Raw genomic sequence first — 9,209 nt, 5'->3', positions numbered from 1 at the left:
GCACATCGATGCTGACCGGCTGGTCGACGCCGACGGCGACCGAATGGCTGCCTTTCGGATTGAGCACTTCCCAGGCGGTCTCGTTCGAGCCGGGGGCGAGATTGTGCAGCGCCTGGTTCAGCTCGCGAAGCGAATTTTTGCCGAGGTCGAAGACACGCCGCGCAAAGCTCACTTCACGCGATGGCGCCGTGGCAACATTTGAAATATTCATGATCCTCAGTGCTCCCAGAAATAGACGGTGGACGGCTCCGGTTCCCAAACCCTGGCTTCCTCAATGCCAGGCAGGTTCGCCAATGCGCGATATTCCGAACCGAAGGCGACATACTGGTCGGTCTCGGCCATGACAGCGGGCTTGCAGGCGATCGGATCGCGCACGACGCCGAAGCCGTTCTTGGTGCCGACGACGAAGGTGAAGAAGCCGTCCAGGTCGTCCAGGCTGCTTTGCAGCGCCTCGCCGAGATTCTGCCCGTGAGCGATCTTGGACGAGAGGTAGGCGGCCGCGACTTCGGTGTCGTTCTCGGTCTCGAAGCGCATTCCGTCGCGGATCAGCTCGCGGCGAAGATTGTTGTGGTTCGAGAGCGAGCCGTTATGCACAAGGCACTGATCCGGGCCGGTCGAGAAGGGATGCGCGCCCAGCGTGGTAACGGCGGACTCGGTCGCCATGCGTGTGTGACCGATGCCGTGGCTGCCACCCATCCTGGCCAGGTCGAACCGCTTGACCACGTCGGCCGGCAGACCGACTTCCTTGTAGATCTCGATCGCCTCGCCGACGCCCATGAGGCGCACGTTTGGGCGTAGCTCGGCGATCGCAGCGCGGGCTTCCTCGAGCTTGTCAGCGGGGACATCGAGGACGGCATGGGTCGACTTCACGATCGACGAGACCTTGGCCCCGATCTTCTTGCTGAGTTCGACTTCGAGCCCTTCGAAATCAGCCTTGGGGGTCGATGACTGGATGGTGATCTTGCCGTGCCCGGCCGCTCCACTGTCATAGATAGCTATGCCGGCGCTGTCCGGCCCCCTGTCGGTCAACGAGACCAGCATTTCCGACAGCAGAGCGCCTAACTTGGGTTCAAGCGATTTGTCTTTCAGGAACAGTCCAACAATCCCACACATCCCGTCACCTCCATTGGTTGTTACCTGACATGGAGGCTAGCAGGTTCCCCACTGCAATTCAACTGTCATGAATTTTTTTTTCCTCTAGAAAAACACAAACTCATAGGAACCGGTTAAGATCCGGACCCTCGCGTTGAAAGCCACCGGTTGGCGGAGATCCGTGACGTCTGCCGCAGGGCAACTCAAAGAGCGGCAGATGACGGCGCGTAGGTTTGACGCGCGAAGCTGGACACGCGACGGCGCCTGCGCAGCCCACGCGTCCATAGCCAGTGTTGGAATGAACGGCGGATTACGTCAGCCGTTTCCGCGCCCGTGGGGATAAGAGATGATTGACAAATATCGCATCGGCAAATGCGTCAATTCTTCTGGACCGTGCGGCGCGTCGGCGTCGAAGAACAGACTATCACCCGGCGTCATCCGGTAAAGATTGTTGCCGTGGCGATACACGACCTCGCCTTCCAGCATGTAGAGGAATTCCATGCCGTCATGCTGGAAGGTCGGGAAGACATCGGAGTCTTCTGTCAGCGTGATGAGATAGGGTTCGACGACAACTCCGCTCGAATCCGAACCGATATGGCCCAGCAACGTATACTGGTGTCCGGCACGCGTACCGCGTCGTTCGACATCCACGCCCGATCCCGCCTTGACGAAGACGGCCTTGCGCTCTTCCTCAAAACCGCGAAAAAATGCAGTCACCGGCACGCCCAGCGCGCGCGATAGCGCCTGCAGCGTGGTCAATGACGGCGAGGTGATGCCGTTCTCGATCTTGGACAGCATGCCGACCGAAAGACCCGTGGTGACGGCGAGATCGGCAACGGTGATGCCCAGTTTCTTGCGAAAGGCGCGAACCTCGTGGCCGATCGCAACCTCGAGCACGTTCTCGCGCGTGTCGCGAACGGCGTGGGGATCCTGGCTGAGCGGCTTGCCACGCGCCGGTGGCGGCGGGGTGACCGGTCCTGCCATTTTAACCGGAGTCAGCACCTTGCCGCCCTTCTTCTCCGCCTTTACCGCCTGCATTTTACCCGCCTTAGCCGTCGCCATGTTCACTGCCGTTGGTTGATTCATTTTACCAACAGTAAACATCTTTAGCTGAGGATACAACTCAGGATAATTGACGAGAAGGCGACGCCTGAGCGCCCACGGCTGCTGGCTATTTCATCAGCAGTATTTGCAGGTCGGCGACATTTGTCCCGGTGGGCCCCGTGAAAAGCAAATCGCCTGAAGTCGCCAATGCAGGGTAGGAATCGTTGTTTCTCAGATGGGCTTCTGGCTTGCAGCCATGCCGGCGCATCCGTTCTGTTGATCCGGGATCGACAAGGGCGCCCGCCGCATCTGTCGGTCCGTCCCGACCGTCGGTGCCACCACTGAGAAAGGCCCATGGACGCCGGATCGGTTGTCGTTCATCTAGAAGGGCAAACCGAAGAGCCAGTTCCTGGTTGCGCCCGCCTCTCCCGCTTCCGCGTACCCTCACAGTCGTCTCTCCTCCGGCGACGATTGCCACCGGCCCCTCGTGTCTCGCGGTGAACAGGGCGAGGCGGTGAAGAGCGTGGGCCGCCTCCGAAACATCTCCGTTCAGCCAGTCGGCGGCCTTGATGACCGTGAAATAGCGCTCTTTGGCGCTATCCATCATGCGCTGCAGGCTGATGGCGTTGCTGCCGATCACGACATTTTCGACATGATCAAAGCTCGCACATGCGCGATCTTCGCCAGCAACCAGATCGTCCAGTTGCCTGCGCATAATCGCGGGAAGCACCTCAAGCAGGTTGTGACGTCGAAGAACAATGACGGCGTCGGAAACACCGGTCGCGGGCTTTGCCGTAGGCCCGCTAGCGATTGTGGCGACATCGTCGCCGGGCACGTCCGAGAGCACCAGCGACAGCGTCTTGGCGCCTGAGGTCAGTTCCGCGAGACGCCCGCCCTTCAGTCTTGAGAAGATCTGTCTTACAGCATTGATTTCGGAAATGTCGGCGCCACAACGAACCAGGGCTTCGTTGAGTGCCACCTTATCGGCAAGTGAAATACCCGGCGCAGGCGCGCAGACGAGGGCTGAGCCCCCGCCACTAATCAGTAGCAGCATGAGGTCCTCAGGCGACGCCGAGCTCACGGCCTCTTCAATCGCCCTGCCGGCTTCGAGGCTTCCCTCGTCAGGCAACGGATGACCGCCGACAATGACCTCAATACCCTCGATGTCCAACACGTTTTCGCGACTGGTGACCACGCACGCCCTGCGCAGTTTGTCCCCGACGAAACGCAGCGCCGTCCCTGTCATCAGGCACGCCGCTTTGCCCAAGGCAATCAGGATGACGCCGCGAGCGGCGGCGATGTCGGACTCTCTTGCTTTCAAGGCGGACGCGACCGCCGCCTCGGGATCGGATGCGGCAATGCCTTGGCGAAACAGCTGGAACGCCTGCATCCGCAGCTCAACCCAGGAGGAAGCCGAGCTGTCGAGGCTCATCACACGACCCGATCCGGCACCGGGCGCCCGTCGAAGAACGCGACCAGATTCTCCACTGCCTGCATTCCCATGGCCACCCGGGTCTCCTTGGTAGCACTGCCGAGGTGCGGCAAAAGCACGACGTTTTCCATATGCTTCAGCGGCTCTGGAATTTGAGGTTCGCCGTCAAAAACGTCGAGCCCGGCACCGGCGATCTCGCCGCGCCTTAGCGCTTCGATCAAGGCGTTTTGGTCGACCACGTCACCGCGGGCGGTGTTGATGAGAAAGGCGCCACGTTTCATCGCAGCCAGGCGGGAAGCATTGATAAGGTGCCGGTTCTCAGTGCCGCCAGGACAGTGAAGCGACACGAAGTCCGCCTGTGCCAGCACCTCCTCCACGCTCGACAGTTGTCTGGCTCCCATGGCAACGATTTCTTCGTCGTCCACTTTCGAGCGATTGTAAAAGACCACGTTCATGCCGAAGCCGAACCGCGCGCGTTGGGCGGTCGCTTTGCCGATCCGGCCCATTCCAATGATCCCAAGCGTTTTGCCGGAGACCTTCGAGCCGATCATGTGCGTCGGACACCAACCGGGCCATTCGCCGGCGCGCAACTGACGTTCGCCCTCGCCCGCCCGACGAGCGACCGAAAGCATCAGGCACATGGCGATGTCGGCAGTGCAATCGGTCAGCACGCCGGGAGTGTTGGTCACGGCGATCTCGTGCCTGCGTGCAGCGTCGATATCGATATGACTGAAGCCGACGCCGAAATTGGCAATGACCTTGGTTCGAACCTTGGTTTCAGGGAAGACAGACGCCGACAAATTGTCACTGACAGTCGGCAAAATCGCTTCAAAATCCCGGAACGCAGCCCTGAGCTCATTGGAAGTCAGCGGCGTATCATACCGATTGAGCGTTGCGTCGAACCGCTCAGCAAGTACCTGCTCGACAGCCGCGGGCCAGCGGCGCGTGACTATGACGCGTGGTCTCATCTGAATCCCCTCATCAACGGAAGGATGATCGTTAACGCCGCTTCAGAACCGGTCAGGCAACCTTTTTCCGTTGCCCAAGCACGTTCGCGATGGTCGAGCCAAATGCGGCCGGCGTCGGCACGATGACGACGCCGGCTTCCTTCAGGATCTCGACCTTCTCCTGCGCCGACTCGCCGAAGGCCGAGATGATGGCGCCGGCATGGCCCATGCGGCGCCCCTTCGGCGCCGAAAGCCCGGCGATGTAGGCGATCAGCGGCTTCGTCATGTTGTGCTTGGCCCATTCGGCAGCCTCGACCTCCTGCGGTCCGCCGATCTCGCCGATCATCACCACGGCGTCGGTCTCGTCGTCCTGCTCGAACAGTTCCAGAATGTCCTTGAAGGACGAACCGTTGATCGGATCGCCGCCGATGCCGACGCTGGTCGACACGCCGATGCCGAGCGCCTTCATCTGCGAGGCGGCCTCATAGCCCAACGTGCCGGAGCGGCCGACGATGCCGACGCGGCCGGGGAGATAGATGCTGCCGGGCATGATGCCCATCAGCGCCTGTCCGGGCGTGATGACGCCGGCGCAGTTCGGCCCGACGAGGCGCATGCGGTCCTCGAAGCGGTAGCGGCGCATGTAGCGCTTGACCTGCATCATGTCTTGCGAGGGGATGCCGTCGGTGATGCACACGCAAAGCTTGATGCCGGCATCCGCCGCTTCCATGATCGAATCGGCGGCGAAGGGCGGCGGCACGAAGACGATGCTGGCCTCGGCGCGGGTCTCGCGCACCGCGCCCTTGACGGTGTTGAAGACGGGCAGGCCGAGATGCGTCTGGCCGCCCTTGCCGGGGGTGACGCCGCCGACCAGCTTGGTGCCGTAACGCTTCATGTCCTCGGCATGGAAGCTGCCGATCTTGCCGGTAAAACCCTGGACGATGACGCGCGTGCTGCGGTTGAGCAGGATTGCCATTTTCTCGACCTCCCTCAGGCTGCTTTTTTCTTGGCGGCTTCGCGCCAGGCGGCGACGGCCTTTTCGGCGGCTTCGGCGAGCGTGTCGGCGACGATTACCGCCTCGCCGGATTCGGCCAGGATCTTGCGTCCCTCCTCGACCTTGGTGCCGGAGAGCCGCACTACCAGCGGCACCTCGACGCCGACCTCGCGGATCGCCTTGATGACGCCTTCGGCCACCCAGTCGCAGCGGTTGATGCCGGCGAAGATGTTGACCAGGATGGTCTCGACTTGTCTGTCGCCGAGCACGGCGCGGAAGGATTTCGCCACCCGCTCGGGCGAGGCGCCGCCGCCGATGTCGAGGAAGTTGGCCGGCTCGCCGCCGGCGATCTTGATCATGTCCATCGTCGCCATGGCGAGACCGGCGCCGTTGATGATGCAGCCGATATTGCCGTCGAGGCCGACATAGGAGAGGCCGCGGTCGCTGGCGAAGGTCTCGCGCGGGTCTTCCTGGCTCTTGTCGCGCAGCTCCGAGATTTCCGGTCGGCGAAACAGCGCGTTCTCGTCGAACGACATTTTTGCATCGAGCGCGACCAGGTTGCCGTCGCGGGTCACCACCAGCGGATTGATCTCCAGCATCGAGGCGTCGTAGTCGCGGAACACCTGGTAGCAGCCGAGGATGGTTTCGGTGGCCTTGCCGATCAGATTGCTTTCAAGCCCGAGGCCGAAGGCGATCTCGCGCGCCTGGAAGCCCTGCATGCCGACGCCGGGATCGACCGTGGCGCGGATGATCGAATTCGGCTTCTTTTCGGAGATGTCCTCGATCTCCATACCGCCGGCGGCCGATGCCACGATCATGACGCGCTCTTCCTTGCGGTCGAGCACGAAGCCGAGATAGAGCTCCTGGGCGATGTCGACCGCCTCTTCGAGATAGAGGCGCGAGATCAGCTTGCCGCGCGGGCCGGTCTGCTGGGTCACCAGCTTGCGCCCGAGCATGGCTTCGGCCGCGTTGGAGATCTCCTCGTCATTGGAACAGAGTTTTATCCCGCCGGCCTTGCCGCGGGCGCCGGAATGAACCTGCGCCTTCAGCACCCATTTCGAGCCGCCGATCTCGCGCGCTCGGTAGGTCGCCTGCTCAGGGCTGTAGGCGAGGCCGCCGCGCGGCACATGCACGCCGTGGCGGGCGAGCAGTTCCTTGGCCTGGTATTCGTGAATGTCCATTCTATCCTCCCGGTACCTTTCAATGCGCCGCGCTATGCGTTTGACCGGCGCGCTCGATCGCCTCGCTCACCACCAGCACGTTGCGCGCCATGCGCTCCGACGCGGCGTCGATCATCTTGCCGTCGAGTGCCGCGGCACCCTTGCCGAGCGCTTCGGCTTCTTTGAGCACTTCGAGGATGCGCCTGGCACGCGTGACCTCCTTTTCCGGCGGCGAGAACACGTCGTTGGCCAATGCGATCTGCGAGGGATGGATCGCCCATTTGCCTTCGATGCCGAGGGCAGCCGCGCGTCTCGCAGCCGCCGTGTAGCCTTCCGGATCAGAGAAATCGCCGAACGGTCCGTCGATGGCGCGCAGGCCGTAGGCTCGGCATGCGACCGTCATCCGCGACAGGGCGAAATGCCACTGGTCGCCGGGATAGTCGGGGTTCAGCCCGCCGATGTTGACGGTGCGCGCCTTGTTGCTGGCGGCATAGTCGGCGACGCCGAAATGCATTGCCTCCAGCCGACCGGGCGTGGCGGCAATCGCCTCGACATTGGCCATGCCGAGCGCCGTCTCGATCAGGGCTTCGAGGCCGACTCGGGTCTTAAAACCCTTGGCCATCTCGATCTGGTTGACCAGCGCTTCGACCATATAGAGGTCGGCGGGAACGCCGACCTTCGGCACCAGGATCGTGTCCAGCCGGTCGCCGGCCTGTTCCATCACGTCGACCACGTCGCGGTACATATAATGGGTGTCGAGGCCGTTGATGCGCACCGAGACTGTCTTGCCCTTGGCGCGCCAGTCGATGTCGTTGAGCGCCTGGATGATGTTCTTGCGGGCGCGCTCCTTGTCGGGCGGCGCGACCGCGTCCTCGATGTCGAGGAAGACGAAGTCGGCGGCGCTGTTCGCCGCCTTGTCGATCATTTCCGGGCTCGAGCCCGGAACCGCGAGCTCGCTGCGTTGCAGCCTCAGTTTCTTGAGGTGGTTGATGGTGTGGCTCATCGTCCGCTCCTCACGCCGCCTCGGCGACCGGCATCGCGGCGGTGCGCCTGAAATGTTCGATCGCGGCCGCCACGCCCGAACCCGGCGCCAGGCGGACACCGCAGTCGAGCAGCGCCAGTTCGGCGGCGGAGAGCGATGCAAGCACCATCACCTCGTTCAGCCAGCCGAGATGGCCGATGCGGAAGACCTTGCCGGCCACCTTGTTGAGGCCGCCGCCGAGCGAGGTCTGGTAGGCGCGGTAGGCGCGCTTGACGACTTCGGCGCTGTCGATGCCTTCCGGCACCAGGACGGCGCTCACCGTATCGGAATGCCATTGCGGTGCCTTGGCGCACAGCTTCAGCCCCCAGGCGTCGACCGCCTTGCGCACGCCTTCCGCCAGGCGATGGTGGCGGGCGAAGATGTTCTCCAGGCCTTCCTCGGCGATGAGATCGAGCGAGGCGCGCAGGCCGCGCAGCAATTGCGTGGCGGGCGTGTAGGGGAAGTAGCCGGTATCGTTGGCGCGGATCATGTCCTCGAAGGAGAAGTAGCAGCGCCGGTGGGTTGCCACCCGCGCCGCGGCGAGCGCCTTCTTGCTGACCGACAGGAAGCCGAGTCCGGCCGGCAGCATGAAGCCCTTCTGCGAGCCGCTCACGGCGCAGTCGACGCCCCATTCCTCCTGGCGGAAGTCGATCGAGCCGATCGACGACACCCCGTCGACGAAGAGAAGGGCGGGATGGTTCGTTGCATCGAGCGCGGCGCGGCAGCCGGCGACGTCGCTGGTGACGCCGGTCGCGGTTTCGTTCTGGGTGCAGAACACCGCTTTGATGCGATGCGCCTTGTCGGTCCGAAGCTTTTCCGCATAGAGGTCGAGCGGCACGCCTGTGCCCCATTCGCAGTCGATGACGTCGACCTCGAAGCCAAGACGCTCGGCCATGTCGACCCACAGATGCGAGAACTGGCCGAAGCGCGACATCAGCACCCGGTCGCCGGGGCTGAGCACGTTGGTCATCGCCGCTTCCCAGGCGCCGGTGCCCGACGAGGGATAGATGAAGATGCGGCCGGTTTCGTTCTTGAAGACCTTCTTGATGTCCTCGAACAGCGGCAGCGTCAGATTGGGGAAGGAGGCGGCGCGCATGTCTTGCATCGGCAGGTTCATGGCCTGCCGGACCTCTTCGGGAATGTTGGTCGGTCCTGGGATGAAAAGGTGGGTAAAGCCGGCCATAAAGAGGATCCTCCCGAAAGACTTCGCAGACAAAGTGCCCTGCCGAACCATCATCGAGATTGCCCATCCGCTCACAACACCTGTCCAGATAGATTCCATGAGCCTTCTGGCATTGGGTCGAGCCCACACTTTCAGAAGCCCAGATGCGCCTATCGGATAGGTCAGACCCTACCCGCGCGCTGTCGAGTTTGCCTATGGCACCGGCAAACACGGGTTGTGTGCGTCAAGTTCTGCAAAAAGGGGCGGCCCTGTTGCTGGTCATGCGGCTTGGCGTAGAGCGAGCTTCTTGTGCTCGCGCAGGTCGTCCATGTTGATGTAGCGGTTGGCCTCCATCCAGTT

The 9,209-nt window shown here is 62.7% G+C and carries 8 protein-coding genes and 1 pseudogene; all 9 read right to left on the bottom strand.

Going from position 1 to position 9,209, the window contains the following annotated elements; all coding sequences use genetic code 11:
• Positions 1-211, bottom strand: a pseudogene (locus EOA38_RS18475) (protein GlxC); the annotation flags it as partial.
• A 5-nt stretch (positions 212-216) separates the two neighbouring features.
• Positions 217-1,113 carry a glutamine amidotransferase gene (locus tag EOA38_RS18470; RefSeq protein ID WP_126089983.1) on the bottom strand — a complete coding sequence of 299 codons (897 nt, stop codon included), beginning with the start codon at positions 1,111-1,113 and terminating at the stop codon, positions 217-219.
• Between the two features lie 294 nt (positions 1,114-1,407).
• On the bottom strand, positions 1,408-2,076 hold the full coding sequence (locus tag EOA38_RS18465) for an XRE family transcriptional regulator (protein ID WP_245480866.1): 669 nt from the start codon (positions 2,074-2,076) through the stop codon (positions 1,408-1,410).
• A 187-nt stretch (positions 2,077-2,263) separates the two neighbouring features.
• Entirely contained in the window at positions 2,264-3,568 is a 1,305-nt protein-coding gene (locus tag EOA38_RS18460) for a DUF4147 domain-containing protein (RefSeq protein WP_127299888.1), read from the bottom strand.
• Positions 3,568-4,536 (bottom strand): D-glycerate dehydrogenase, encoded by a 969-nt coding sequence (locus EOA38_RS18455; protein WP_126089986.1) that lies wholly within the window; start codon positions 4,534-4,536, stop codon positions 3,568-3,570. Before EOA38_RS18455 ends, EOA38_RS18460 begins: the two co-directional genes overlap by 1 nt.
• Positions 4,537-4,588: 52 nt before the next feature.
• Complete coding sequence (gene sucD, locus EOA38_RS18450; RefSeq protein WP_127299887.1) at positions 4,589-5,488, bottom strand: succinate--CoA ligase subunit alpha; 900 nt, start codon at positions 5,486-5,488, stop codon at positions 4,589-4,591.
• 14 nt (positions 5,489-5,502) lie between these two features.
• Positions 5,503-6,687 carry a malate--CoA ligase subunit beta gene (locus EOA38_RS18445; protein ID WP_127299886.1) on the bottom strand — a complete coding sequence of 395 codons (1,185 nt, stop codon included), beginning with the start codon at positions 6,685-6,687 and terminating at the stop codon, positions 5,503-5,505.
• Positions 6,688-6,706: 19 nt separating this feature from the next.
• Positions 6,707-7,669, bottom strand: coding sequence for a CoA ester lyase (locus EOA38_RS18440; protein WP_127299885.1), 963 nt, complete (start codon positions 7,667-7,669; stop codon positions 6,707-6,709).
• Between the two features lie 10 nt (positions 7,670-7,679).
• On the bottom strand, positions 7,680-8,870 hold the full coding sequence (locus tag EOA38_RS18435; RefSeq protein ID WP_127299884.1) for an aminotransferase class V-fold PLP-dependent enzyme: 1,191 nt from the start codon (positions 8,868-8,870) through the stop codon (positions 7,680-7,682).
• Positions 8,871-9,209 lie beyond the last annotated feature (339 nt).

This window comes from Mesorhizobium sp. M1E.F.Ca.ET.041.01.1.1 (genome assembly GCF_003997355.1).
Taxonomy (GTDB): Bacteria; Pseudomonadota; Alphaproteobacteria; order Rhizobiales; family Rhizobiaceae; genus Mesorhizobium.
The sequence above is the reverse complement of the archived record's forward strand: the minus strand, read 5'-3'. Positions and strand labels throughout refer to the sequence as shown.

Excerpts from the sequence above, each read along its gene's own strand:
- EOA38_RS18470 (WP_126089983.1), bottom strand. The coding sequence starts at position 1,113 with ATGTGTGGGATTGTTGGACTGTTCCTGAAAGACAAATCGCTTGAACCC.
- EOA38_RS18465 (WP_245480866.1), bottom strand. The coding sequence starts at position 2,076 with ATGGCAGGACCGGTCACCCCGCCGCCACCGGCGCGTGGCAAGCCGCTC.
- EOA38_RS18460 (WP_127299888.1), bottom strand. The coding sequence starts at position 3,568 with ATGAGCCTCGACAGCTCGGCTTCCTCCTGGGTTGAGCTGCGGATGCAG.
- EOA38_RS18455 (WP_126089986.1), bottom strand. The coding sequence starts at position 4,536 with ATGAGACCACGCGTCATAGTCACGCGCCGCTGGCCCGCGGCTGTCGAG.
- sucD (WP_127299887.1), bottom strand. The coding sequence starts at position 5,488 with ATGGCAATCCTGCTCAACCGCAGCACGCGCGTCATCGTCCAGGGTTTT.
- EOA38_RS18445 (WP_127299886.1), bottom strand. The coding sequence starts at position 6,687 with ATGGACATTCACGAATACCAGGCCAAGGAACTGCTCGCCCGCCACGGC.
- EOA38_RS18440 (WP_127299885.1), bottom strand. The coding sequence starts at position 7,669 with ATGAGCCACACCATCAACCACCTCAAGAAACTGAGGCTGCAACGCAGC.
- EOA38_RS18435 (WP_127299884.1), bottom strand. The coding sequence starts at position 8,870 with ATGGCCGGCTTTACCCACCTTTTCATCCCAGGACCGACCAACATTCCC.